This is a genomic window from Roseburia sp. OM03-7AC (assembly GCF_003462625.1).
GTDB lineage: Bacteria > Bacillota > Clostridia > Lachnospirales > Lachnospiraceae > Roseburia_C > Roseburia_C amylophila.
Genome location: NZ_QTZJ01000010.1, coordinates 1 through 25,733, shown reverse-complemented (window position 1 = coordinate 25,733; position 25,733 = coordinate 1). Strand labels below are relative to the sequence as shown.

Below are 25,733 nucleotides of genomic sequence, written 5' to 3'. Positions count from 1 at the left end.
GATATGGATATTGCAGCATTAAACAATACTGCTTTAAGCGCACTCAGCAGTGCCTCTACTCCAACCAGCGAAGCGATTGGAGTTGCAATGCTGAGTAACCAGCTGGATGTCAGTCAGAGTATGAGTGACAGTCTGATCCGCGCCATGGAATTATCTGTGAATCCTGCCGTTGGCGGTAACTTTGATGTTTCCGTATAATTAGGGCAGCATGCTAAGATTACAGGTGCCATCACAGAAAAAGAGATTGGAAATTGCAGTCTGGATTCTTCCTGATTACAACTTTCCAGTCTCTTTTTTACGCAGATAGTGAAATTCACATCCTGCTATTTGATTGCGATTGCTTCGATTTCAAGCATAACGTCTTTTGGCAGACGTGCTACTTCTACGCAGCTTCTTGCTGGGAAATCGGTGGTAAAGAATGTCTTATAAACCTCATTAATTGCTGCGAAATCATTCATCTCTTTGATGAACACCGTCGTCTTAACCACTTTGTCCATATTTGTGCCTGCTGCTTCTAAAAGATTGGAAAGATTGGTCAGTGCCTGTTTTGCCTGTGCTACAGAGCCTTCCGGAATCTCGCCGGTTGCCGGTACAACGGGAATAATACCAGAAGTATATACCATTCCATTTACTTCAATTGCCTGTGAATATGGTCCGATTGCTGCCGGTGCTTTTTCTGTTGCGATTACTTTCTTCATGTCTCGTTCCTTCTTTCTTTATTTAAATAATAACTATTCGCGGTGCTCGCCAAATCTGCATGCAAACATGCAGTTTTTCTGGCTGCTCGCGTAAATTAACTGTTTTTACGGATTGCATGCTCGCTGAGGGTTATCTTTCTCTCCTTATAGAGTCTGCCTATAGCGCGCTTGAATGCTGCCTTGCTGAGTCCGGTTTCCCTCATGATTACTTCCGGTGATGCCTTTTCTGTAAATGGCAGTACGCCGGCATAGGAATCTATCACTTCCATTACCTTCTGTGCATCGCTGTCCATCTGAAGGTAAGCTTTTTCCCGAAGGGTAATATCCAGTTTGCCATCCGGTTTTACATTGACTACCCTGGCAGCAATTACATCCCCTATCCGAAGATGGCTGCTGTCCTCATGCTTGGAAATCATTGCAGAATATTTATCATCCACCGCTGCAAAGGTTCCAAAATTATCACTGAATTCATAGATTCTTGCTTCTACTTCATCCCCGGCTTTATATGGAGAATCTTTGCTTAAAAGGTCATAAAGATTCTTCATGCTGGCACAAAGTCTGCGACTCTTATCAATATATAAAGTTACCATGACTTCATCCCCGGCATTTACCTTGCGGGTCATCTCCTTATAAGGAAGGAATAAATCCTTTTCCAGTCCCCAGTCTAAAAACGCTCCTATTTTACCAACTTCCAATACCGGAAGCACTGCAAGCTGTCCCAGTACCAATTTCGGTTCATGGGTGGTTGCAATCAGGCGGTCTTTGGAATCCCGGTATAAAAAGATTTCTACTTTATCTCCAATGCAAAGTCCCTCCGGCACCTGTTTTGCCGGCAAAAGCACTCTGGTCTCATCCTCCGGATTTTCTGCCAGATACATTCCAAATTCAACTTTCTTTACTGCTGTTAGTTCCTGTTTTTCTCCAAGATTCATATTTTCCTGCTTTCTATTGTTCAAATTCTACAATGGCATATGGTTTCTGCTCTTCATCCGCCAGTGATACCAGATACATTTTATCATCTGCATATACAAATGGGAATACCTTGTCTCCTAATACTGCTGCTTTCCGGTATTCTGCCCGCATTTTATGGATATTAAAATTCTCAGGCAGATAATTCTTTGCCATGGCAATATACTGTTCATTATTTACATGATGATTGGTATCAATCTGCTCCGGGCGAATCTGAAAGCTTTCCTGTTCCTGCATTTTCTCCGGAAGTTTTATCTTTCTGTCCGCATAGTCCATTTTGAAAGGCTCTTCCATCTGATATTCTTCTAACATCTTATCAGAAATCCGTGCCGGTCTTTCCCTCTTTAAATCCATAAAAATCCACTGGGAATCCGCATAAGCACAGATTTTTCCCTCAGCATCCTCTATGGTAAAATTACGATAACCATAAAAACCTTTAAAGTTATATGGCCAGGTCTTTACTGTTATTTTTTCTCCAAGAACCGGCAGCCGTTCTACCACAATCTGCCAGGATGCCAAAAACCATGCCTGTGCATGCTCCTTCAAATAGTCCACGCCAATTCCAAGATCCTCTGACTGGAATATACAACAATCCTGCAGATAATTAGTCAATGCCTGAAATGTCATCTTCTGTCCGCTGTCTGCTTCACTATATCTTACTCTGCTTTTCATGGAATACATAGATGTGTCCTCCTTGTAAATGCCTGGCTATTAAAAAAAATGTGCCTGGGCACATTCTCGCGCCTGCGGCGGCCGCTTGCGGCATCTACCTTATACGTCGCAGTGCGCATCCTCGCGGATCGTTTTTACTTTGCGGGAAAGCAATTTCCTGTAAAGTAAAAAAACACCACGCTGCTGTGGTGTTTTCATGAGCAGGGCTACAAGGATTCGAACCTTGAAATGACGGAGTCAGAGTCCGTTGCCTTACCGTTTGGCGATAGCCCTTTGTTGTGTCAACAATGGGTATTCTACATGAAAACATTCCATTCGTCAAGCACTTTTTCGATTTTTTTTCGATTTTTTGCAAAAAGTTTTTACAGGTCATCAAAAAACTTTGATTGTACCGTTCAAATCTGCAAATTCAATGGTCTCTTCCCACATCAGCTTTGCCTTTCCACTGGTGGAATCCGTAAGTTTCTTTTCTAATTCCAGACACTGTTCTAACGGTACTGCTGCATCCAGTTCCACACCTTCTGCATATTCGATATCCATAATCGTAACGCCCTGTTCTGCCAGAAGATACTGTATCTTGCCAAGTCCTGTATAATCCGTACTTATCTTAAGACGCTTTCCCGGTCTCTTTTCAATGATGGTACAATTCTTTAAGCCCTCCTGTACAGCACCCTGATAAGCACGCACCAGTCCACCGGTTCCCAGAAGTGTTCCACCAAAATACCGGGTTACTACTACCACTACATCCCGGATGCCCTCCCGTAAAAGTACGTCTAACATCGGACGGCCTGCCGTGCCGGAAGGTTCTCCGTCATCCGAGCAGCGGGTCAGCTCCTGATTTCTTCCTATTATAAATGCGGAGCAGTTATGTCTTGCATCCCAGTATTTTTTCTTCATAGTATTGATATATGCTACCGCTTCCTCTTCTGTGGTAACTGGTGCAATATTTGCAATAAACCGCGATTTTTTCTCTTCAATCTCACCACTGCCGCCTTCATATATTACTTTTCCGTTTGAAACTTCTGACATATTGCATTGCTCCTGCCTCTTTTTTCGTTTCCTTATTGTAGCATGATTTCCATTTTTCCTGCAAGGAAACCTTAAGAATTTCTTATCAAAACCTTGCGTTTTTACTTTTTTCTTTATTATATGGTATCTTTTTGCTATAATAAGAAAATAATGTTATTAATCCAAAGGAGGCACATTATGAATTATGGAAAGAAGAGTACCGCCAGGAAGGAAAAAGAGCTCACTTCCAAAGGTACTATGGTCCGTAAGAAGTTTTCCGTAATTTTCTGCAAGACTCTACTGATCTGCTTTTTCTTAGTAGCTGTCGTCGGTATTTGTGCAGGAATCGGAATCTTCAAAGGAATCATTGATTCTGCACCAGATATAGATGATATTGATGCAAGTCCTACCGGACAGCTCTCTACCGTTCTTGACGATGAGGGTAATGAAATTGCCACTCTGGTTACTTCCGGTACAAATCGTGATCCGGTAACCATTGATAAGATGCCGATTAATCTTCAGCATGCATTCGTAGCCATCGAAGATGAACGTTTTTACGATCACAACGGAATTGATATCAAAGGAATCATCCGTGCCGGCTTCAAAGGCATTGCATCCGGTTTTCATTTTAATCAGGGAGCCAGCACAATTACACAGCAGCTTCTGAAAAACAACGTCTTCACCGATTGGACAAGCGAAGACAGTATGGCTGATAAGTTTGAGCGTAAAATACAGGAACAGTATCTGGCTGTACAGCTTGAAAAAAGAGAATCCAAGAACTGGATTCTGGAAAATTACTTAAACACCATTAACCTTGGTCAGAATACCCTTGGTGTCCAGGCTGCATCCAAACGATATTTTAACAAAGATGTATCTGACTTAACACTTTCTGAGTGTGCAGTAATTGCAGCGATTACCAAGAGTCCGACAAAGTATAATCCGATTACTAACCCGGACAACAACGCATCCCGTCGTAAAGATGTCTTAGACAATATGTTAGACCAGGGTTATATTTCGCAGGAAGAACACGACGAAGCATTAGCAGATAATGTCTACGACCGTATTCAGATTGTAGATAACAGCACTTCTTCTACTGCAAATGTCAACTCCTACTTTGTGGATACCCTTACCGACCAGGTAATGGATGACTTAATCAATGAATTAGGTTATACCGAGACACAGGCTTTCAATGCACTCTATGGTGGTGGTCTTACCATTTACTCCACCCAGAATGCTAATCTCCAGCAGATTTGTGATGAGGAAGTCAATAACTTAGATAACTACAACGGTCAGGTGGAATATTCTTTCTCCTATCGTCTTTCCATCCAGAAAGCCGATGGTACACTGCAGAATTACAGTGAACAGACCATGCTCACCTACTATCGTGAAAAAACCGGTAATAACAGCTACAACATCAACTTCAGTTCCAAAGAAGATGCCCAGGCTGCCATTGACCAGTATAAAGCAGATATTATGGAAGAGGGAGATACCATCCCGGGCAGCGGCGAATCCGTTACCTTTACGATTCAGCCACAGGCTTCCCTTACGCTGATGGATCAGGCTACCGGTGAAGTGAAAGCATTAGTTGGTGGCCGTGGTGATAAAACCGCAAACAAAACCTTAAACCGGGCTTCTGATACCACCAGACAGCCGGGTTCCACCTTCAAGATTTTAGCTGCTTATGCACCTGCTCTTGACAGTGGTGGAATGACCTTAGCCTCTGTAGAAGATGATGCTCCTTATTCTTATACCAATGGACGTTCTCTTCGTAACTACGATGACCAGTATCGTGGATTTACTACTTTAAGAGAAGCAATCTGCCACTCCATCAATATTGTAACCGTTAAGACCCTCACTGATATCAGTACCGATTTAGGTTACAGTTACTTACAGAGCTTCGGATTTACCACCTTAGATGCTGAACACGATAATAATCAGGCTCTCTGCCTTGGAGGTATCTATAAAGGTGTTACCAACTTAGAATTAACTGCCGCCTATGCGACCGTTGCAAATGGCGGTACTTATACCAAACCAAGATTCTATACCAAGATTTTAGACCATGACGGAAATGTTTTAATTGACAATACTCCGCAGACCCATACTGTATTAAAGGACACCACTGCATGGCTCTTAACCAATGCCATGGAAGATGTTGTTACCTCCGGTACCGGTACAATCGTTAACTTCGGTTCTATGCCGATTGCCGGTAAAACAGGTACTACAACCTCTGACCGCGATGCTCTTTTCGTAGGATACACACCATATTATACCTGTGGTGTATGGGGCGGATATGATGATAACAGCGAACTTTCCAGCACCAGATATCCAAAGTTAATCTGGAAAGCAGTTATGTCCCGTGTTCATGAAAATCTGGAATATAAAGACTTTACTATGCCAAGCGGAATTACTTCTGCTGTCGTATGTAAGAAATCCGGGAAACTTGCCGTAGAAGGTTTATGTGACTGTGATCCGCGTGGCAGCATGGTTGAAACAGAATATTTTGCAACCGGCACAGTTCCAACAGAAGTATGTGACCATCATGTCAGTGCAACAATCTGTACTTCCTCCGGAATGCTTGCAAATGAATATTGTCCGGAAGAAACAAGACAGACTGGTATCTATATCGTTGGCGGTTCTGAAGGTACGGATGATTCTCCATATCTTATGACAGATGAATTATCCAACAGCACCTGTAACGTACACACTTCAAGTTCCGTTACACAGCCTTCCACCCCATCTACTAATACAACAGATACCTCTAATCCAACCAGTGGAAGTCTTACCGGTGGTGGGGATAATACTACACCAGATCATGGTAATACCGGAACCAGCACAAATACCGGTGGTGATACCGGAACCAATGGTGGTACAGGAACCGGCGGCAATACAGGAACCGGTGGTGGTACAGGAACCGGTGGTGGTACAGGAACCGGCGGCAGTACAGGAACCGGTGGTGGTACAGGAACCGGCGGTGGAAGTTCCGGTACCGGCTCTGATGGAAACACTACGAATTAACCAAATCATTATTCTATAATCAGACACCTATAGAAGCTGCCAAAGGCAGCTTCTATTTTTTCTATCTGATGCCGGGCACAGACAACAACAAAAGCCCTGACATACGCCAGGACTTTCGTTGTTGATGTATATACTACTAAGGGGATTAGATAATTACTAACCTAATCACAATTAGATTAGTACATGATTAGTGAAGTTCTCTTGTTACAAAATCCGGGTAAGCTGACTCTAAGCCATGCTCAGTAGAATCCAGACCTTCTAACTCTTCTTCTTTTGATACTCTAAGACCAATTGTCTTCTTTAATACGATAAATATAATGCTCATGGTTACAATTACCCAGCCTGCGATACATACGACACCAAGTGCCTGAATAGCCAGATGATGAATTCCTCCACCATAGAAAAGACCATCTGTATAATCGAAAAGACCTACCATCAATGTTCCAAAAAGACCACAGACACCGTGTACGGATACAGCACCAACCGGATCATCTACTTTTAATTTGTCTTCTACAAAGTATACTGACATGGTACAAAGGATACCAGCTAAACCACCGATAATGAATGCTCCTACTGCATCAACATTTGCACATCCTGCTGTAATTGCTACCAGACCTGCCAGGGAACCATTTAAGGACATGGACACATCCGGTTTACCATTCTTAATCCAGGTATAAATCATTGCTGTAACAGTTGCTGCTGCCGGTGCAATGGTTGTTGTTGCAAAAATCTGCGAAAGCTGTAAGGTATCAGTTGCTGCTGCACCATTAAATCCATACCAGCCAAACCAGAGAATAAATACTCCTAACGCACCAATTAAAATGTTGTGACCCATAATAGGTCTTGATTTACCATCTTTGTCATATTTACCAATACGAGGTCCTAATAAAGCGGCTCCGATAAATGCGGTAATTCCACCTACCATATGAATACATGCAGAACCTGCGAAATCTGTAAATCCAAGGTCTGTAAGCCATGGAGTTCCGCCCCATACCCAGTGTGCTTCTACCGGATATACAATCAGGCTGATTACAAAACTGTAAATACAATATGTAATGAATTTGGTACGCTCTGCCATTGCTCCAGATACAATTGTTGCAGCTGTTGCACAGAATACCAGGTTAAATACGAAATTGGACCAGTCTGTTGTTCCAAAATTCTTCAATGGATTTAAACCCCATCCTACAAATTTTCCATCACCACAAAGAATATTATATCCTAATAAATAAAATGCAACGGTACCAATACAGAAGTCCATCAGGTTCTTCATTGTAATATTACCTGTATTTTTTGATCTGGTAAAACCAGCCTCTACCATTGCAAATCCACATTGCATAAAAAATACTAACGCTGCTCCCATCAGGAACCAAACACTCATATCCATAATCATTTCCTCCTTTACCAAAATAAATATTAAAGTAAAAAAAATAGAGATATCAAACAAGGCTCTCTCCTTGTCTGCTTATCTCCTTCGATAATATTTATTTGCGATATTCATTTTTCAATATCCACAAGACAGATTCCTATCTGCGCCTTACTCCTCTTTGCATCTTTTATAATGCTTTGTCTCCATGTTCGCCGGTACGGATACGAACGGCATCTTCTACATCATACACAAAGATTTTACCATCACCAAAGTTACCGGTATTAATCTCATCTACTACCTTATCAATTAATCCTGGTGCAACTTCATCTGAGACAACAGTCTCTACTTTGATTTTCGGAAGTAATGTTACATTATAAGATGCTCCACGGTAATTCTTGATAATACCCTTCTGATTACCATATCCCATGCTGTTTACAATGTTTAAGCCATTGACTTCACTGCTTTCCAAGACTGCTTTCAAGTCTTCAAGCTTTTCCGGTTTGATAATAATTTCCAGCTTTTTCATATTATCTCGTCCTCCTTCTTATTATTGTTCACAATTTATTCACCTGGCATTCAAAGATGATTCACTTTATCAACACGCTTTTTTCAAATTAGGCTGATATAGTATAGTCATACGCAAAAGAAAAACATAACTTTAAATATTCTTTTTCATAATCTGCCAGGTAACTTAAGTTGCCTGGCATCCTCCCTTTTATGCCTCTTTTTTCCGTCTGTTCTAAGGAGAATGCCCTGCAATTAAAGTTCTTTTTTATACTTCGAAGATTAAATCTCCATAAGATGGCATTGGCCATATATCTTTGTCAACAAGCATCTCTAACTTGTCAACCGGAGCTCTTAATGCATCCATTGTTGTTTTTACAACATCTCTGTAATATACAGCCTGATCTCTTCCCTCTTCCATTGTTCCACCTTTTTCTGTTACTTCTTCCAGTTTTGCCAAAGCAACCTTGGTCTCAGATAAGAGGTCAGATACTTCTGCCAGTAATTCTGTCTGAACACTGATGTCTGCATCACATACAGATTTTACAGCTGCTGCAGAAGTTGCAAGCTCTGTTGTATATTTGATAACTGCCGGGATAATCTGTTTTCCTGCAATATCAATCATAGCTTTTGCTTCGATGTTAATCTCTTTTGCGTAAGTCTCATATTCGATTTCTACACGGGAATCCAGCTCCGCTTTGGTAAATACACCAAAACGCTCGAATAAAGAAACTGCTTTTTCTGTATTCAGTGCCGGGATTGCATCTACCATGGACTTGATGTTTGGAAGTCCACGACGCTCTGCTTCCTCTACCCATTCATCAGAATATCCGTTTCCGTTGAATACGATTCTCTGATGCTCAGTTGCATATTTCTTAATCAGATCATGTACTGCCATATCGAAATCGTCTGCTTTTTCCAGTTCATCACACGCCTCAGAAAATGCTTCTGCTACGATTGTATTCAATACAACGTTAGGCTGTGCGATGGAATCCTGGGAACCAACCATACGGAACTCGAATTTATTTCCGGTAAATGCAAATGGTGAAGTTCTGTTACGGTCTGTTGCATCTTTCATGAAGTCAGGCAATGTCTTAACACCAGTCTCTAATTTAGAACCAGCTAAACTGTGTGTAGCTTCTCCGGTGCAGATAAGCTGTGATAATACATCCTGTAACTGTTCTCCAAGATAGATAGAAACGATTGCTGGCGGTGCCTCGTTTGCTCCTAATCTGTGGTCGTTTCCAACGTCTGCTGCAGATTCACGAAGCAGGTCTGCATGTTTATCTACTGCTTTTAAGATACAGGTAAGCACTAATAAGAACTGTACGTTCTCATGAGGTGTTTTGCCCGGCTCTAATAAGTTAATTCCATCATCTGTTGTGATAGACCAGTTGTTATGTTTTCCAGAACCATTGACACCTGCAAATGGCTTCTCATGAAGCAGACACTGTAAGCCATGACGGCCGGCAACCTTCTTTAAGGTTTCCATTACTAACTGGTTGTGGTCTACTGCTACGTTTGCTTCGGAGTAGATTGGAGCTAACTCATGCTGTGCAGGAGCAACTTCGTTATGCTGTGTCTTTGCAGATACACCAAGTTTCCATAATTCTTTATTTACATCTCTCATGTATGCTGCAATTCTCTCACGGATGATTCCGAAGTAATGGTCATCCATTTCCTGTCCTTTTGGAGGCATTGCTCCAAATAAGGTACGTCCGGTAAAGATTAAATCTTTTCTCTTTAAATATTTTTCTCTGTCTACGATGAAATATTCCTGCTCCGGTCCAACGGAAGGAGTTACTTTCTTAGATGTTGTATTTCCAAATAATCTTAAAAGCCGGAGAGACTGGGTATTAATTGCTTCCATGGAACGAAGTAACGGTGTCTTCTGGTCCAATGCTTCTCCTGTGTAGGAGCAGAAAGCGGTAGGAATACAAAGAGTTGCTCCTGCTGCATCCTGTCTTACGAATGCCGGCGAAGTACAATCCCATGCTGTATATCCTCTTGCCTCAAAGGTTGCTCTTAATCCACCGGATGGAAAAGAAGATGCATCCGGCTCACCTTTGATTAATTCCTTACCGGAAAAGCTCATCAAAACTTTACCATTTGGCATTGGTGCTGTAATAAAGGAATCATGTTTCTCAGCAGTTACTCCTGTTAATGGCTGGAACCAGTGTGTATAATGGGTAGCTCCTTTTTCGATTGCCCACTCTTTCATCTCATGTGCCACTACGTCTGCTGTCTCAAGGTCTAATTCTTTTCCCTCTTCGATTACTTCTCTTAACTTTTTGTAGGTCTTTTTCGGAAGACGTTCCTGCATTACTGCATCATTGAATACGTTCTCGCCGAAAATATCTGCTACATTGAAATATTCTGTCTCACTCATACTATACATCCTTTCTGCCTCTCACCATAAATCCCCTGAGAAATATGATTTTTATTTTCTGCAATCAATGTATGACTTCTCTCCTCCGGTAATTCCCCAGATATAGAAACAAGGGCATTCCAATTCTTTTGGAACACCCTTGTTCGTCACGCACATTTCATCTGCTATATCTAAAATACATGAAACTTTCTAAAAAATCAAGTCAAAGTTTATAATTTTTTTATTTTTGATACATTCTACAAATTTGTGCAAAATAATATACATTTTTTGTCGATTTTATCAATCGCCGGTTTCGAAATCAGTTGCTGCCAGGCGGTACTGCATATCCATTCTCATCTGCAACTACTTTTTCCGTACCCTCTTCTGTGCTTTTTAATGTACGCATTCCGTGGTTTCCGGCACTTCAGGCAAGAAAGAATATGAAGAGTCTCTGAACTGAAATTATTCTTATCATAGGCTAAGGAAGAAAACCTCAATGCACAGTACTTCTTATCCTTAGTAAAGAAATATGCTGAATTTACAGAATTAAATGCTGAGATTATACGAGAATTCGATGACAAGATTATTATATTCAAAGCAGAGAAAATGAATGGTCGCAGACAGCAGGAAATCCAAATTATCTACAACTGCATTGGTGCAGTTAATCTTCCTGCAAGCAAAAGAAAAAAATGGCATAGCCGGATTTCTCCGAAACTATGCCGATTTTTCAAAGGATAAAAATCCCTTACTTGCACCCTCTAATGGGCGGCCCTTATAAAAATCATTCTTATTCTGCTTTTCCAACAGAACCAAATAATTCCATTTTTTCTTTTACAGTAGCTTTGATTGCTTCTGCACCTGGAGCTAATAATTTACGTGGGTCAAATCCTTTGCCCTCTAAGTCCTTACCAGCTTCAATATATTTACGTGTAGCATCTGCGAAAGATAACTGACACTCTGTATTTACATTAATCTTAGATACGCCAAGAGAGATAGCTTTCTTAATCATATCTGCAGGAATTCCTGTACCACCGTGAAGTACTAATGGCATAGTTCCTGTCTTCTGCTGGATAGCGTCCAGAGTCTCGAAGGAAAGTCCTTTCCAGTTTGCCGGATATTTTCCGTGGATATTACCGATACCTGCTGCAAGCATATCTACACCAAGATCAGCGATTGTCTTACACTCGTTAGGATCTGCACACTCGCCCATTCCAACTACTCCGTCTTCTTCTCCACCGATGGAACCAACCTCACACTCGATAGAAAGTCCAAGCTGATGAGCTACATTTACAAGCTCTGTAGACTTAGCAAGGTTCTCTTCAAATGGATAATGAGAACCATCAAACATGATAGATGTAAATCCAGCTTTGATACATTTATAACATCCTTCATATGTTCCATGATCTAAGTGAAGTGCTACAGGAACTGTGATTCCAAGTTCTTCATCCATAGCTTTTACCATAGCTGCAACGGTCTTAAAACCTGTCATATATTTTCCTGCACCTTCAGATACACCAAGAATTACAGGGGATTTTAATTCTTCTGCAGTTAACAGTATTGATTTTGTCCACTCAAGGTTGTTGATATTGAACTGGCCTACTGCATAATGACCAGCTTTTGCTTTTTTTAACATTTCTGTTGCTGATACTAACATTTTGATTCCTCCATTGTTTTTTTTCATTGTACCATGGCTTTTCCCAAAAATAAAGTTAAAAATATAACAATCATTTTACAGATGTTTCTTTATTCTTGACCATAATCTCCAAAGCCTGGTGCATATTTCTTATTTCCACTTCCTTATGGTCTCCCCCAAACTCACCATCTAAAGTCCATGGAATAATTTCTTCCGGATAAAACTTAATATTGCTGCTCTTAAATGAGTATACCAGGTCGGTATCATCCTTGCGGCTGGTTAATGCTGCAATAATCTCATTTAACTCCAGTGGATTCTTCGGTGCTTTAATCAGTGTCACCTCAAAAACACCGTCATCCAGGAGTACATTTTTACCTGTCAGGTTCTTAAATCCCCCCACAGAAATAGAATTGGTAATCATACCATAGATAAATTCGTCCTCTAATACCTCATCATCATATTCTACCCGCATCTTATAGACCGGAATGTCTAAAAGCTGTTTCATTCCTTCTAAAATATAAGCTGCGTGTCCTAATACATTCTTTAACTGCTGGCTGGTCTGATAAGATACTGCAGTAAACAGTCCAAATGCTGCCACATATACGAATGAATCTCCATTAAAATATCCTATATCTACCGGAAACCGTCTTCCCTTTACCGCTACATTTGCTGCCTTTAGCATGCTTTTAGGTATTCTTAAAGAATTGGCAAAGTCGTTGGTACTTCCTGCCGGAATATAGCCAAGCAGTGTCTTTTCTTCACTTTCCATCATTCCGCTGACTGCTTCATCTAAAGTACCGTCTCCACCACTACAGACAATCAAATCATAATTCTTCGCTTCTTCTCTGACATGGTTCTGCGCATCCCCTTTGCTCTGTGTCGGATATATGGTTACTTCATAATCTGCCTTTACCATAATGTCTACAATTTCTAACAGTTTATTCTTAATCAGTCCCTTGCCGGAATGTGGATTAAATATAAAAAGTAATTTCTTTTTCATTTTTTACATAACCTCTCTTTTCCTTCTAGCCCTCAGACAGGAACTGTTCCAATGTATCCAAGGCTTCCTTCTCGTCCTCACCCTCAGTAACAACTGTTACCATATCCTCATAATTCATTGCCAGTGACATCATACCCATAATGCTCTTCACATTTACTTTTTTATCTCCGGATTCAATATAAATACTGCTGGAAAAACGATTTGCAGTCTGAACAAGCAATGCAATGGGACTTGCTTCGACACCATTGACAAATTTAATGGTCACCTCTTTCTTCATCATATGTATTCCTCCTCATCCTTTTCATACTCTCATGTTTTCAGCAATTTCACTTATCTTTCTTAACCTGTGATTCACACCCGATTTTCCCACCGGTGGATTTAAGTATGCCCCCAGTTCCTTAAGAGGCGCTTCCGGGTGCTCCAAACGTACCTGTGCCATCTCGTAAAGATTATCCGGCAATTCCTGCAGTCGTCCCTTTTCCTGGATAAACTTAATATCTTCAATCTGCTTTACTGCAGCATTCACTGTCTTATTAATATTGGCAGTTTCACAATTTACCTGCCGGTTTACACTGTTACGCATCTCTTTCAAAATGCGTACATTTTCAAGGTTCATCAGTGCCACATGTGCTTCCATGATATTTAACATATCCACAATCTGTGCACCTTCTTTTAAGTATACCACATGGTGCTTCTTACGTTCCACCACTTTCGCATCCATGCCAAAGTCACTGATTACCGTCCTGAGCTGTTCTGCCTGTTGTGGCGTTGCACATACAATTTCAAAATGATAGGATTTATGCGGGTCACTCATGGAACCCGAAGCCAGAAATGCTCCTCTTACAAACGTCCTTCTACAGCAGGACTTCTGCAGCAACATTCCATTTACTGCCTGTCGGAACGGATGCAGTGAACCGTCCTCTTCCAAAAATTTAAGTGCCATTAATACCCTGCGCATGGCATCCTGTTCTTCTATATATAACACACCCGGATTCTGTTCAGATAACTCTGCACTGATGTCAAATGCCCGCTTCAAAAGCGTATAGCACTTTTTTGCCAATCCGGCATGTTCTGTTGCAATTTCCAATCTGGGATCTGCTCCCGTCAATATCATTCTTCCGGAAAAACTTATAATTGCTGCAAGTTCTGCTAACTGGCAGTGTCTGCTTTTACTTATATGCTTCTCCAGTTCCGCCTTTACTTCTCCCGAAAAAGACATCTCATATCTCCATCTAGTGCCGCATCGTATCCTTTTCAATGTCACGATGCTCTATCTTAATTCCAAACTGTTTCTGTTTCTCCAACCGTTTAAACAATTCATTGGCAAGGGTTACGGAACGATGCTTGCCTCCGGTACAGCCAATGGCAATTACCAGCTGGCTCTTCCCCTCTGTTATGTAATTCGGTATCAGAAATTTTATCATATCTTCTAATTTATCCAGAAATACGTGGGCTTCCTTATATTGCATCACAAAATCCTGAATCTCTTTATCATTACCATTCTTTGGGCGTAATCCTTCCACATAATACGGATTTGGCAGAAAACGTACATCAAACACCAGATCTGCATCTGCCGGAATTCCATACTTGAATCCAAAGGATAAAATTGTGATAAATAAATTCTTAAATTCCTGATTCTCTACAAATATTTTATTTAATTCTGTTTTTAATTCTCTGGTCAGAAGATGACTGGTATCTATAATGTAATTTGCCTGTTTCTTTAAGAATTCCAATCTTCTTCTTTCTTCTTCGATGCCTTTATCGACACGATCGCTTCCTGCCAGTGGATGACTTCTTCTGGTTTCTTTATAACGTTTTACCAGCACACCATCCTCTGCATCCAAAAACAGTACATCAAATTCTTTTCCTTCACCTCTCAGGTGGTCAAGAATATCCTGCAAATCTTCCAATGCCTGTCCGCTTCGGATATCCACACCCACAGCAACCTTCTGAAGCTCGGTATTTCTTAAATCTGCCAACTCTATAAACTTTTCAATCAGCGGAATCGGCAGATTATCGACACAATAAAATCCGATATCCTCCATCATCTTAAGTGCTGTACTCTTTCCCGCCCCGGACATTCCTGTCAGAATTACCAGTTTCATGAAAATTCTCCTAACCTTCTTACTTCCGGCTCCAGTCTTACCTGAAACTCCTGTTCTACTTTCTCCTGCACCCTGCGCATCAGCTCTTCCACTTCTGCTGCAGTTGCCTGCCCACGGTTTATAACAAAGCCGCAATGTTTCTCAGATACCTGGGCATCTCCCACACGATAGCCTCTTAACCCGGCATCCATAATCAGCTTTCCGGCAAAATAGCCTTCCGGCCGCTTAAAGGTACTTCCTGCACTTGGGAATTCCAACGGCTGCTTCTCCTGCCGTTTCTGGCGGAGTTCCTGCATGACAGCTTCAATTTTCTCTTTTTCTCCGGATACTAATTTTAACGTTACACCCAGCACTACTTCCCCGGTCTCCATAACACGGCTGTGTCTGTAACTTAAGGAAATCTCTTCTACCGGAACTTCTACCACTTCACCATCTTTGGTCAAAAGATCCGCAGATACTAAAATATCCTTCATCTCTCCGCCATAAGCACCGGCGTTCATCACAACTGCACCTCCGATGCTTCCCGGAATTCCTGCTGCAAATTCCATGCCGCCTAAGGATGCTTCCAGTGCCTTGTGCGCAACCTTCGAAAGCAATGCTCCCGCTTCAGCACGGATCATATTTTCCTTTACTTCAATGGAAGAAGCATTTGCGCCAAATTCAATGACCACTCCGGGAATTCCCTTATCGCCCACCAGAAGATTGCTTCCGTTTCCAATAATCGTATACGGAATCTTCTTTGCTCTGCACAATGTGATAACATCCACTGCCTCTTTTATGGTCGGCATCAGAAAAATCTCTGCCATGCCCCCAATCCGGAATGTGGTATGACGGCTCATCGGCTCCTGCAAGCGTATTCTGCTTTCATCTACAATTGTCTTAATGGCTTCTATCCAGTCTTCTCTCACAATTTGCTTCTCCCATTTTTTATTTCTCTATGAAGCCAAAAATGCTACATATCCTTTATATGCTTCATATAAATCTGCTTTACTGATAATCTCCCATGGTGCATGCATATTTAAAACTGCCACACCACTGTCAATTACCTGCATTCCATAATTTGCCAGAATATACGCGATGGTTCCGCCGCCACCCTGGTCTACTTTACCTAATTCTGCAGTCTGATAAAATACATTACCATCGTCCATCACTGCACGCAATTTTCCAACATATTCTGCACTGGCATCATTAGAACCTGACTTTCCTCTGGAACCGGTATATTTATTAAATACCATTCCTTTTCCAAAATATGCTGCATTTTTCTTATCCATAACGGACGGATAATTGGGGTCAAATGCCGCACTGACATCAGAGGATAATACATGGGAATTCTGCAATGCACGACGCAGTGCAAGTTCTGTATACTGTCCTGCTGCTGCCATCACTTCTGCTGTCATATTTTCAAAAAATCTCGACTGCATCCCGGTTGCTCCCACGCTGCCGATTTCTTCTTTATCTACCAGGAGACATACACTGGTATATTCCGGTGTTTCATTTTTTGCCAGCATTGCCTCAAAGGATGGATACGCACAGACTCTGTCATCATGTCCGTACCCCATAATCATGCTCCGGTCAAGTCCATAATCTCTTGCTTCTCCGGCTGGTACCACTTCAATCTCTGCGGACAGGAAATCTTCTTCCTCAATTTCATATTCCTCTTTTAAGATTCCAAGGATATTTTCTTTTACCGTATCCTTGGCATTTTCTTTTTCTTCACCTGCAAGCGGAATACTTCCAATCAGAAGGTCTAAGTTTTCTCCTTCAATAACCTTTGCTGCTTTCTTTTCCATCTGCTCACCGGCAAGATGAATCAGTAAATCACTGACACCAAATACCGGATCTCCCGGCTTATCTCCAATATTTACCTCTACTACACTTCCGTCTTTCTTTGCCACTACACCATGCAATGCCAGCGGAAGTGTTACCCACTGGTATTTCTTCACACCACCATAATAATGGGTATCTAACATAGCAAGCCCGGTATCTTCATAGAATGGATTCTGTTTTAAATCCATTCTCGGAGAATCCACATGTGCGCCGAGAATCCGCATGCCCTCTTCCATTGGTTTCTTTCCTACAATGAACATAGCAAGTGCTTTTCCATTATTATCTGCATACACTCTTGCACCGGATTCCAGTTTTATTCCTTCTGCAATCACTTTCTTTATATCAAGATATCCTGCTGCCTCTGCCCGCTCTACAAAAGTGCGTACACATTCTCTTTCTGTCTTACATGCTGATATAAATTTACGATACTCTTCTGCAAATTCAAAAACTTTCTTCTTCTCTTCTTCACTGTAATGATTCCATGCTACTTCTCGTTCCATATGAATGAATCTCCTTTTACTCTTCTTCCTCGTCGTCCTTCTTGTTCAGATTTGCCTGTACACGACGATACAATTCCTGAGCTGCATTGTAACCCATCTTCTTCTGTCTGTGGTTAACGGCTGCAGCCTCGCAGATAACTGCCAGATTTCGGCCTGGACGGATTGGAAGGGAATGACATACTACTTTATTTCCAAGTAACTCTGTATATTCTTCCTCAAGGCCAAGGCGGTCATACTCATTATCTTTCTTCCAGTCTTCCAGTTTTATTACAAGGTCGATATTCTGTTTCTCTTTTACACACTCAACACCGAACAAAGTCTTTACATCAATGATTCCGATACCTCTTAACTCAATGAAGTATCTGGTGATATCCGGTGATGTGCCGGTTAAGGTATGCTCATTGATTTTACGGATTTCTACCACATCATCTGTTACCAGACGATGTCCCCGCTTAATCAGTTCCAGTGCTGCTTCACTCTTACCGATTCCGCTTTCACCGGTAATCAGAAGTCCCTCACCGTAAACGTCTACCAGCACACCATGGATGGTAATACACGGAGCAAGCTCTTCACTCAAAAGATAAATCAGCTCCGCCATGAATTCTGATGTGCTTCTGCCTGTTCCGAATACCGGAACATTATTTTCCTTTGCCCTCTGTAAGAACAGGTCATCCGGCTGTAAATCCCTGCAGAAAATAACACATGGTATATCATATTTTAAGAACCGGCTGTAAATGCTGTCCTTTTCTGAATCATTCAAATGCTGCAGGTATGTATATTCTACCATACCGATAATCTGTACACGGGACTGCTCGAAATGTTCAAAATATCCGCTCAGCTGTAACGCCGGACGGTTTACATCCGCAAGTCTGATGCGGTGTCCCTTTAATTCCATATCCTCAATATATTTCTTTAACTGCAGTTTTTTTACAATTTTCTCAATTCCTACACCTTCCATGGCATGACTCCTTCCTTATCTTCACCCCTGTATTTTTATAATTCTTTACTGTTCTAATAATTTGAAACGTTCTACCAGTTCATCTAAAGAAGTTGCCTCTGCAGACAATTCTTCACTGGTTGCTGATGCTTCCTGGGATGCTGCAGAATTGGTCTGAATAACATCATCAATCTGTTTTACACCATCTTCAATTTCTTTTACTGACACTGCCTGGCGGTCAGATGCAATTCTGATATTAGCAACTTCTGTAATAATAGCATCCAGTTCTGTAATAACCTTATTTAATGATTCCGATGTCTGCTGTGTTACTTCGTTTCCATGTTCTACTTCTACCTGGTTTGTCTCCAGTAAATGCTTGGATGTCTCTGCAGATTCTGCACTGCTTTCAGCCAGCATACGAATCTGCTCCGCAACAACTGCAAATCCCTTTCCTGCTTCTCCGGCTCTTGCAGCCTCAATGGATGCATTCAGGGAAAGAAGGTTGGTCTGGCTTGCAATACCATCAATTTCAGTAATAACTCTTTCCAGCTCTTTGGATGTTGTCGAGATACGTTCCATTGCCTCCATAAGTTCCCGCATCTTGTTCTGGCTGACATTTGCTTCTATTCCTACGCTCTTTGCACGGTCATGTACAATATCTGTTGACTTGCTGTTTGCAACAACCTGTTCTGTAACCTTTGAAACATTCTCCACCAGATTATCTACTGCAATAGACTGGTCTGTTGCACCCTTTGCCAGATCCTGGGAGCTGATTGCAAGCTGTTCAGAGCCGGCGGCTACCTGATTAGATGATTCCTTAATCAGACATAATGTACTGCTTACGTTCTGGATGGTGCTTACCAGTTCTTCCATCACTGTTTCAAATTCTCCCACATATGCTTCTTTGCATGAAGAACGTACGGTATAATTACCCTGTGCAAATTCTTTTAAAATATTCTGTAAATCGCCAACAATTTTCTGTAAAGTATCTTCCATATTACGGAACCGGTTTGCCAGTTCTCCGATTTCATCTTCAGACTGATAAGTTACTTTCTCATGCAATTCTCCATGGGAAAGATGCTCTGCTACATCTTCTAATTCCCGGATTGGTTTTACAATATAATAAATTAACCACTTGGATTCCCGACCAGTTAAAGTAACACTTACTACTACAATTGTCAGCATAATCACAATGCAGATAACCAGAACCGGAATACGGAACGCATCCGGCACCACTGCCAGCAGAATCAATCCCAGACTGGCTAGTGCTACTGTTGCAAAATACAGCCTGAATATCATGTTAAATGCATCATTAACTTTTTTCTTGATACTTTTGTTTTTGAATTTTTCTTCTTTGGTCATAGTGATTCTCCTTTTTCTTTTTATTTTTCCTCTCCCCTGTGGAAAAAGCGGAATACTTCTTCCGCTGCTTTTTCGTTCATCGCTTCTGTCCCAGACAATTCTTCTATGGATGCACTGCGAATTGCGTCTAAGGACTGGAACCTTCGCATCAGCGCTTTTCTTCGTGCCGGACCGATTCCCGGAATATCATCCAGCACAGAATGTACCTGTTCCTTACTTCGTAAAGAACGATGATATTCTATAGCAAACCGATGTGCTTCATCCTGTATTCTTGTAATCAAATGAAATCCTTCACCGGAAGTGTCTATCGGTATCTCTATATTCTGATAATATAATCCTCTCGTCCTGTGATGATCATCTTTTACCATTCCACAGACCGGTATGGAAAGATGCAGTTCATCCAGCACCTGAAGAGCAATATTTACCTGACCTCTTCCACCATCCATCATAATCAAATCCGGGAACTTTGTAAATCCCCCATATTGGTCATCCAGCCCTTTTTTTTGTAAAATTTTCCTTTCTTCCTGTCCATGGGTAAATCTGCGGGTCAGAACCTCGTGCATGGATGCATAATCATCCGGTCCCGTGATAGTTCTTAACTTAAATTTCCGGTAATCACTACGCTGTGGTTTTCCCTTTTCATAAACCACCATGGAACCTACCGTTTCAAATCCATTGATATTGGAAATATCATAGGCTTCCACGCGTTCTAACTTTTCTAAATCCAGCCAGGATGCAATTTCTTTCATTGCACCGATTGTCCTGCCTTCTTCACGCTTTAGTTTTTCCCTGTCCTGGGACAATACCAGTGCGGCATTTTTCTCTGCCAGCTCCACCAGTTTTTCCTTCATTCCTTTCTGCGGTACCCGGAGTACTACCTTCTGACCACGCTTCTTAGTCAGCCAGTCTTCAATAACTGCTGCATCCTCAACTGCATATTGCAGCATGATTTCCTTCGGGATATATGGTGTTCCGGAATAGAACTGCTTTAAAAATGTCGTCAGAATCTGTTCCTTACTGTCTTCATTGGCAATAGTTACATAAAAATGTTCTCTTCCTATAAGCCTTCCGCTCCGGATAAAGAATACCTGGACTACTGCATCCCGGTCATCGGCTGCAAGAGCTATTATATCTTTATCTTCTCCATCGGAACTGGTGATTTTCTGCTTCTGTGCCACCTGTTTTACACTGTTTAAAAGTTCCCGGTACTCAATTGCCCGCTCAAAATCCATATTTTCCGATGCCTGCATCATACGCTCTTCTAATTCTTTTAAAACCGGCTGATAATTGCCATTTAAGAAATCTACTGCCTGATTGATTTTCTCCCGGTACTCCTCTTTGGAAATATACCCCTGACAGGGTGCCTGACACTGATGAATATGGTAATTAAGGCACGGACGTTCTTTTCCAATATCTCTTGGCAATACCCGGTTGCAGGTTCTTAAATGATAAATTTTTTTCAACAAATCTATCGTATCTTTCACCGCACCGGCACTGGTATATGGACCAAAATATCTGGATTTGTCTTTTTTCAGCTGACGGCAAAAGAGAACCCTGGGGAATTCTTCCCCCAGAGTCACCTTTATATAGGGATAAGTCTTATCATCCCGGAGCATGGTATTATACTTCGGTCTGTACTCTTTTATTAAATTGCATTCCAATACCAGTGCTTCTAATTCCGAATCAGTGATAATATATTCAAACCGGGTAATCTTCTTTACCATCTGGTCTTTCTTGATTCCTTCGTCATGACACGCCTGAAAATACTGACGTACCCGGTTCCGAAGGCTTACTGCCTTACCTACATAGATAATGGCATCACTGGTATCATGCATGATATAGACCCCCGGCTGATCCGGAAGCTTCTTTAATTCTTCTTTAATATTAAACGTCATTCCCGTTCTCTTCTTTTTGGTCTTCTTCTTCCTTCTTTTCCTCATCCGGATCCGGCAGCCCTTTTAACTCACGGAATATCTTCATAAATTCTTTACCCGTAATGGTTTCATGTTCATATAAATAATCCGCAATATGGTCTAATACCTCGCGATTCTCTTCTAAGAGCTGATATGCCTCCTGATAGCAGTTATGAATCATGGTACGGACTTCTTCATCAATCTGTGCCGCTGTCTCATCGCCGCAATTCAAATGTGCTGCACCATCCAGATATGCATTATCTACAGAAGCCAAACTCATCATGCCAAATTTATCTGACATACCAAACTGTGTAATCATTGCCCTTGCAATCTTGGTCGCATTTTCAATATCATTTGCTGCTCCACTGGTTGCAGAATGGAATACCAGTTCTTCTGCTGCACGGCCTGCCATATAAGTCGTTATCTTGGCAATTAATTCATCCTTGGTCTCAAGAAATTTCTCTTCTTCCGGTGTCTGCAAGGTGTATCCCAATGCCCCCATGGTTCTTGGTACGATAGTAATTTTCTGTACCGGTTCTGTATTCTTCTGTAATGCAGTAACCATTGCATGACCTACTTCATGATAAGAAACAATCTTCTTCTCATGATTACTCATGGCACGGTCTTTCTTCTCTTTTCCACCAACTGCCACGATTTCAAAGGCTTCAAACAAATCACTCTGATTTACAAATTTACGGTTATGTTTTACTGCATTAATAGCAGCTTCATTAATCATATTTGCAAGATCGGAGCCAACCAGTCCTGCACTTGCCAGAGCAATTGCTTCCAAATCTACGGATTCATCCATATGCACATCTTTGGAGTGTACCTTCAGCGTCTCAAGACGACCCTTCAAATCCGGTTTGTCTACAATAATTCTACGGTCAAACCGGCCTGGGCGAAGTAACGCTTTATCCAGTACTTCCGGACGGTTTGTTGCTGCCAGAACCAAAAGTCCCTTTGAAGTATCAAATCCATCCATCTCTGCCAGCAGCTGGTTTAAGGTCTGCTCACGCTCATCATTTCCACCGCCGAATCTGCTGTCACGGCTCTTGCCGATGGCATCAATCTCATCAATAAATATGATACATGGCGCCTGTTTCTGGGCATCCTTAAACAAATCTCTTACCCGGGATGCACCGACACCTACAAACATCTCTACAAAGTCAGAACCGGCCAGTGAGAAGAACGGAACATTTGCTTCTCCGGCAACTGCCTTGGCAAGCAGCGTTTTACCGGTTCCAGGTGGTCCTACAAGCAATGCTCCCTTCGGAAGTTTTGCTCCGATTTCACGGTATTTTTTCGGATTATGCAGGAAATCTACCACTTCCTGTAAAGATTCTTTTGCTTCATCCTGTCCGGCAACATCCTTAAAGGTTACACCGGTTGTCTTTTCTACATATACTTTGGCATTGCTCTTGCCGACTCCCATCATTCCGCCGCCGGCCTTCTTCATGACTGCGCCAAAAATAATCCAGATAATAATCAAAGGCAATACAATACTTAAAATATTAAATACCCATGTCGATGTATTATTCGGAATATATCCATCAATTTCTACATTGTGTTTATTTAAGAGGTCTAATAAATTTTCATCTTTAATAAATCCGGTATAATAGGTCATCTTTACCAGCGTCTTATCATCTGACTTTGGTGTGATATTATACTGGTTTGCACCTACTTCGACCTTTTCTACCTTGTCATCCTTTACCATCTGGACAAATTCCGTATAGGTAATCCGCTGGGAAGTCATATCTGCACTGCAACGGTTTAAAAGACTCATAAAGAACAGCGTCACAAGAGTAATGATAACAAATGCCAGTATCATCTGGCCATTACCGCCCTTTTTATCGCCGTTCTGATTATTATTCCCATTATTCTGGTTATTATTTCCACCATTCTGATTATTATTTCCATTATTAAACAGGTTATCCATTGTATCCTCCGTATATGATTCTCGAAACTCTCCCAAAATATAGTTCTTATTATATGTAATCTGCCCGGATAAATCAATAATAACTCTGTTAAGTTTTCCTTTCTTTTCTAAATATTTTATAAATTTTTGTGGATTTATTTTTACTGTCGTTGTATAATAGACTAAGTTTGAGAAAAAATGAGACCGACGGCGCATTCACTGTCGGTCTATCTAAGTTTTAACCATATACACACATTTAAGGAGGAACTACCATGCCTGTAAAATACGTCTTTGTCACCGGTGGAGTTGTTTCCGGTCTCGGAAAAGGCATTACTGCTGCATCACTTGGCCGTCTGTTAAAAGCCAGAGGCTACAAGGTTACTATGCAGAAATTTGACCCGTATATCAATATTGACCCGGGTACCATGAACCCAATCCAGCACGGTGAAGTTTTCGTTACCGATGATGGAGCAGAAACCGACCTGGATTTAGGCCATTATGAACGTTTCATTGATGAAAGTCTTACCAAGAATTCTAACGTTACTACCGGAAAGGTTTACTGGTCTGTACTTCAGAAAGAACGCCGTGGAGACTTTGGTGGAGGTACTGTTCAGGTAATTCCACATATTACCAATGAAATCAAGAGCCGATTCTACCGTAACTTTACTTCCAATGATACCCATATTGCCATCATTGAAGTAGGTGGTACTGTTGGAGATATTGAAAGCCAGCCTTTCTTAGAGTCTATCAGACAGTTCCAGCATGAAGTCGGACATGAAAATGCAATTCTGATTCATGTAACACTGATTCCTTATATCAAGGCATCCGGTGAATTAAAGACCAAACCGACACAGTCCAGTGTAAAGGAATTACAGGGAATGGGTATCCAGCCGGATATTATCGTATGCCGTTCCGAGCATCCTTTAGACCAGGGCTTAAAAGATAAAATTGCTTTATTCTGTAATGTGCCAAATGACCATGTGCTGCAGAATCTGGACGTAGAATATCTCTACGAAGCACCACTTGCCATGGAAAAAGAAAATCTGGCAAAGGTTGCCTGTGATTCTCTTCATCTTCCATGTCCGGAGCCGGATTTAAAAGACTGGACCGATATGGTTGAAGCATTACGCAATCCGATTCAGGAAGTAAATATCTCCTTAGTTGGAAAATATACACAGCTTCATGATGCTTATATCTCTGTTGTAGAAGCATTAAAACATGGTGGAATTGCCGAGCGTGCAACCGTTAATTTAAACTGGGTAGATTCCGAATTATTAAATGATGAAAATGCAGAAGAAATTCTTGGTAATTCTGACGGAATTATTGTACCGGGTGGTTTCGGTGACCGTGGTGTAGAAGGAATGATTACTGCTGCAAAATATGCAAGAGAACATAAAATTCCATACTTAGGACTTTGTCTTGGTATGCAGGTTGCTATCATTGAATATGCAAGACATGTCTGCAAGCTCAATGATGCCCACAGTATTGAATTAGACCCGAATACCACACATCCTGTTATTGCACTGATGCCGGATCAGGATGGTATTGAAGATATCGGCGGAACCTTACGTCTTGGTTCTTACCCATGTGTTCTGGATACTGCTTCTCTGGCTTATCAGGTTTATGGAGAAGAAACCATTCATGAACGACATCGTCACAGATACGAAGTGAACAATGATTACCGTAACATTCTTACTGAAAACGGTATGAAGCTGTGTGGTCTTTCTCCGGATGGACGTATCGTAGAAATGGTAGAAATTCCTGGACACCCTTGGTTCGTAGCAACCCAGGCACATCCGGAATTAAAATCCAGACCAAACCGTCCACATCCTTTATTCAAAGGCTTTATTAAAGCTGCAACTGAAATCAGAAAGCAGAAATAGAGTTATAGGACAAAATGTGTTGATGAAAACCGCTTTCAAGCCTTGAAAATAAAGGGCT

Annotated in this window: 21 protein-coding genes, 1 tRNA gene and 1 pseudogene; 4 read left to right on the top strand and 19 right to left on the bottom strand. The window is 41.4% G+C overall.

The window, feature by feature from the left end; translation table 11 throughout:
* Positions 1–3 precede the first annotated feature (3 nt).
* Positions 4–198: a YjfB family protein gene (locus DXB39_RS13050; protein WP_117842230.1), complete on the top strand. Its 195-nt coding sequence runs from the start codon at positions 4–6 to the stop codon at positions 196–198.
* 125 nt (positions 199–323) lie between these two features.
* Here the strand turns inward: DXB39_RS13050 and DXB39_RS13045 are convergent, their stop codons facing one another.
* From DXB39_RS13045 to DXB39_RS13025, 5 genes are all read right to left on the bottom strand, one after another.
* Complete coding sequence (locus DXB39_RS13045) at positions 324–698, bottom strand: RidA family protein (protein ID WP_117842229.1); 375 nt, start codon at positions 696–698, stop codon at positions 324–326.
* A gap of 95 nt (positions 699–793) precedes the next feature.
* Complete coding sequence (locus DXB39_RS13040; protein WP_117842228.1) at positions 794–1,630, bottom strand: CvfB family protein; 837 nt, start codon at positions 1,628–1,630, stop codon at positions 794–796.
* Between the two features lie 13 nt (positions 1,631–1,643).
* Entirely contained in the window at positions 1,644–2,348 is a 705-nt protein-coding gene (locus DXB39_RS13035; protein ID WP_117842227.1) for an acyl-[acyl-carrier-protein] thioesterase, read from the bottom strand.
* Between the two features lie 192 nt (positions 2,349–2,540).
* Positions 2,541–2,612 (bottom strand) — tRNA-Gln (locus DXB39_RS13030).
* Between the two features lie 99 nt (positions 2,613–2,711).
* Positions 2,712–3,368 (bottom strand): YigZ family protein, encoded by a 657-nt coding sequence (locus DXB39_RS13025; protein WP_117842226.1) that lies wholly within the window; start codon positions 3,366–3,368, stop codon positions 2,712–2,714.
* A gap of 177 nt (positions 3,369–3,545) precedes the next feature.
* Between DXB39_RS13025 and DXB39_RS13020 the strand changes: the two genes are divergently transcribed.
* Positions 3,546–6,362 carry a transglycosylase domain-containing protein gene (locus tag DXB39_RS13020; protein ID WP_117842225.1) on the top strand — a complete coding sequence of 939 codons (2,817 nt, stop codon included), beginning with the start codon at positions 3,546–3,548 and terminating at the stop codon, positions 6,360–6,362.
* 187 nt (positions 6,363–6,549) lie between these two features.
* Here DXB39_RS13020 and DXB39_RS13015 read toward each other — a convergent pair whose 3' ends face one another.
* From DXB39_RS13015 to DXB39_RS13005, 3 genes are all read right to left on the bottom strand, one after another.
* Positions 6,550–7,746 carry an ammonium transporter gene (locus DXB39_RS13015; RefSeq protein WP_117842248.1) on the bottom strand — a complete coding sequence of 399 codons (1,197 nt, stop codon included), beginning with the start codon at positions 7,744–7,746 and terminating at the stop codon, positions 6,550–6,552.
* Positions 7,747–7,915: 169 nt separating this feature from the next.
* Positions 7,916–8,254 carry a P-II family nitrogen regulator gene (locus tag DXB39_RS13010; protein ID WP_022243575.1) on the bottom strand — a complete coding sequence of 113 codons (339 nt, stop codon included), beginning with the start codon at positions 8,252–8,254 and terminating at the stop codon, positions 7,916–7,918.
* Positions 8,255–8,500: 246 nt separating this feature from the next.
* The gene (locus tag DXB39_RS13005; protein WP_117842224.1) at positions 8,501–10,621 is read right to left on the bottom strand and encodes a glutamine synthetase III family protein; all 2,121 of its coding nucleotides are present in this window, start codon (positions 10,619–10,621) and stop codon (positions 8,501–8,503) included.
* A gap of 519 nt (positions 10,622–11,140) precedes the next feature.
* Here DXB39_RS13005 and DXB39_RS15345 point away from each other — a divergent pair.
* Positions 11,141–11,338, top strand: a pseudogene (locus tag DXB39_RS15345) (DUF4368 domain-containing protein); the annotation flags it as partial.
* A 49-nt stretch (positions 11,339–11,387) separates the two neighbouring features.
* On the opposite strand, the gene fba reads toward DXB39_RS15345, so the two are convergent.
* The 11 genes from fba to ftsH form a co-directional block, all read right to left on the bottom strand.
* A complete protein-coding gene (fba, locus tag DXB39_RS12995) occupies positions 11,388–12,254 on the bottom strand; it encodes a class II fructose-1,6-bisphosphate aldolase (protein ID WP_022243577.1) in 867 nt (288 codons plus the stop codon).
* 70 nt (positions 12,255–12,324) lie between these two features.
* The gene (locus DXB39_RS12990; protein WP_117696671.1) at positions 12,325–13,233 is read right to left on the bottom strand and encodes a diacylglycerol/lipid kinase family protein; all 909 of its coding nucleotides are present in this window, start codon (positions 13,231–13,233) and stop codon (positions 12,325–12,327) included.
* Positions 13,234–13,258: 25 nt separating this feature from the next.
* Positions 13,259–13,513: an HPr family phosphocarrier protein gene (locus DXB39_RS12985; RefSeq protein WP_022243579.1), complete on the bottom strand. Its 255-nt coding sequence runs from the start codon at positions 13,511–13,513 to the stop codon at positions 13,259–13,261.
* Between the two features lie 21 nt (positions 13,514–13,534).
* Positions 13,535–14,452, bottom strand: coding sequence for a DNA-binding protein WhiA (gene whiA, locus DXB39_RS12980; RefSeq protein ID WP_022243580.1), 918 nt, complete (start codon positions 14,450–14,452; stop codon positions 13,535–13,537).
* A gap of 13 nt (positions 14,453–14,465) precedes the next feature.
* On the bottom strand, positions 14,466–15,338 hold the full coding sequence (gene rapZ, locus DXB39_RS12975; protein WP_117696668.1) for an RNase adapter RapZ: 873 nt from the start codon (positions 15,336–15,338) through the stop codon (positions 14,466–14,468).
* The gene (gene murB, locus DXB39_RS12970) at positions 15,335–16,246 is read right to left on the bottom strand and encodes a UDP-N-acetylmuramate dehydrogenase (protein WP_117842223.1); all 912 of its coding nucleotides are present in this window, start codon (positions 16,244–16,246) and stop codon (positions 15,335–15,337) included. Before murB ends, rapZ begins: the two co-directional genes overlap by 4 nt.
* A gap of 27 nt (positions 16,247–16,273) precedes the next feature.
* Entirely contained in the window at positions 16,274–17,665 is a 1,392-nt protein-coding gene (locus DXB39_RS12965; RefSeq protein WP_117696662.1) for an aminopeptidase, read from the bottom strand.
* A gap of 16 nt (positions 17,666–17,681) precedes the next feature.
* Complete coding sequence (hprK, locus tag DXB39_RS12960; protein WP_022243584.1) at positions 17,682–18,623, bottom strand: HPr(Ser) kinase/phosphatase; 942 nt, start codon at positions 18,621–18,623, stop codon at positions 17,682–17,684.
* A gap of 45 nt (positions 18,624–18,668) precedes the next feature.
* The gene (locus tag DXB39_RS12955; RefSeq protein WP_117842222.1) at positions 18,669–19,964 is read right to left on the bottom strand and encodes a methyl-accepting chemotaxis protein; all 1,296 of its coding nucleotides are present in this window, start codon (positions 19,962–19,964) and stop codon (positions 18,669–18,671) included.
* 20 nt (positions 19,965–19,984) lie between these two features.
* Complete coding sequence (gene uvrC / locus DXB39_RS12950) at positions 19,985–21,859, bottom strand: excinuclease ABC subunit UvrC (RefSeq protein ID WP_243006048.1); 1,875 nt, start codon at positions 21,857–21,859, stop codon at positions 19,985–19,987.
* Positions 21,849–23,813 carry an ATP-dependent zinc metalloprotease FtsH gene (gene ftsH / locus DXB39_RS12945; protein WP_117696656.1) on the bottom strand — a complete coding sequence of 655 codons (1,965 nt, stop codon included), beginning with the start codon at positions 23,811–23,813 and terminating at the stop codon, positions 21,849–21,851. The genes uvrC and ftsH overlap by 11 nt, the downstream gene beginning before the upstream one ends.
* Positions 23,814–24,064: 251 nt before the next feature.
* On the opposite strand from ftsH, the gene DXB39_RS12940 reads away from it, so the two are divergent.
* On the top strand, positions 24,065–25,675 hold the full coding sequence (locus tag DXB39_RS12940) for a CTP synthase (RefSeq protein WP_117842220.1): 1,611 nt from the start codon (positions 24,065–24,067) through the stop codon (positions 25,673–25,675).
* The last annotated feature ends 58 nt before the right edge of the window (positions 25,676–25,733 follow it).

Excerpts from the sequence above, each read along its gene's own strand:
- DXB39_RS12965 (WP_117696662.1), bottom strand. The coding sequence starts at position 17,665 with ATGGAACGAGAAGTAGCATGGAATCATTACAGTGAAGAAGAGAAGAAG.
- DXB39_RS13025 (WP_117842226.1), bottom strand. The coding sequence starts at position 3,368 with ATGTCAGAAGTTTCAAACGGAAAAGTAATATATGAAGGCGGCAGTGGT.
- DXB39_RS13050 (WP_117842230.1), top strand. The coding sequence starts at position 4 with ATGGATATTGCAGCATTAAACAATACTGCTTTAAGCGCACTCAGCAGT.
- whiA (WP_022243580.1), bottom strand. The coding sequence starts at position 14,452 with ATGTCTTTTTCGGGAGAAGTAAAGGCGGAACTGGAGAAGCATATAAGT.
- fba (WP_022243577.1), bottom strand. The coding sequence starts at position 12,254 with ATGTTAGTATCAGCAACAGAAATGTTAAAAAAAGCAAAAGCTGGTCAT.
- DXB39_RS12985 (WP_022243579.1), bottom strand. The coding sequence starts at position 13,513 with ATGATGAAGAAAGAGGTGACCATTAAATTTGTCAATGGTGTCGAAGCA.
- DXB39_RS13040 (WP_117842228.1), bottom strand. The coding sequence starts at position 1,630 with ATGAATCTTGGAGAAAAACAGGAACTAACAGCAGTAAAGAAAGTTGAA.
- DXB39_RS13010 (WP_022243575.1), bottom strand. The coding sequence starts at position 8,254 with ATGAAAAAGCTGGAAATTATTATCAAACCGGAAAAGCTTGAAGACTTG.
- uvrC (WP_243006048.1), bottom strand. The coding sequence starts at position 21,859 with ATGACGTTTAATATTAAAGAAGAATTAAAGAAGCTTCCGGATCAGCCG.
- DXB39_RS13035 (WP_117842227.1), bottom strand. The coding sequence starts at position 2,348 with ATGTATTCCATGAAAAGCAGAGTAAGATATAGTGAAGCAGACAGCGGA.
- hprK (WP_022243584.1), bottom strand. The coding sequence starts at position 18,623 with ATGGAAGGTGTAGGAATTGAGAAAATTGTAAAAAAACTGCAGTTAAAG.
- DXB39_RS13005 (WP_117842224.1), bottom strand. The coding sequence starts at position 10,621 with ATGAGTGAGACAGAATATTTCAATGTAGCAGATATTTTCGGCGAGAAC.
- DXB39_RS12955 (WP_117842222.1), bottom strand. The coding sequence starts at position 19,964 with ATGACCAAAGAAGAAAAATTCAAAAACAAAAGTATCAAGAAAAAAGTT.
- DXB39_RS12990 (WP_117696671.1), bottom strand. The coding sequence starts at position 13,233 with ATGAAAAAGAAATTACTTTTTATATTTAATCCACATTCCGGCAAGGGA.
- DXB39_RS13045 (WP_117842229.1), bottom strand. The coding sequence starts at position 698 with ATGAAGAAAGTAATCGCAACAGAAAAAGCACCGGCAGCAATCGGACCA.
- ftsH (WP_117696656.1), bottom strand. The coding sequence starts at position 23,813 with ATGGATAACCTGTTTAATAATGGAAATAATAATCAGAATGGTGGAAAT.
- DXB39_RS12940 (WP_117842220.1), top strand. The coding sequence starts at position 24,065 with ATGCCTGTAAAATACGTCTTTGTCACCGGTGGAGTTGTTTCCGGTCTC.
- DXB39_RS13015 (WP_117842248.1), bottom strand. The coding sequence starts at position 7,746 with ATGGATATGAGTGTTTGGTTCCTGATGGGAGCAGCGTTAGTATTTTTT.
- rapZ (WP_117696668.1), bottom strand. The coding sequence starts at position 15,338 with ATGAAACTGGTAATTCTGACAGGAATGTCCGGGGCGGGAAAGAGTACA.
- DXB39_RS13020 (WP_117842225.1), top strand. The coding sequence starts at position 3,546 with ATGAATTATGGAAAGAAGAGTACCGCCAGGAAGGAAAAAGAGCTCACT.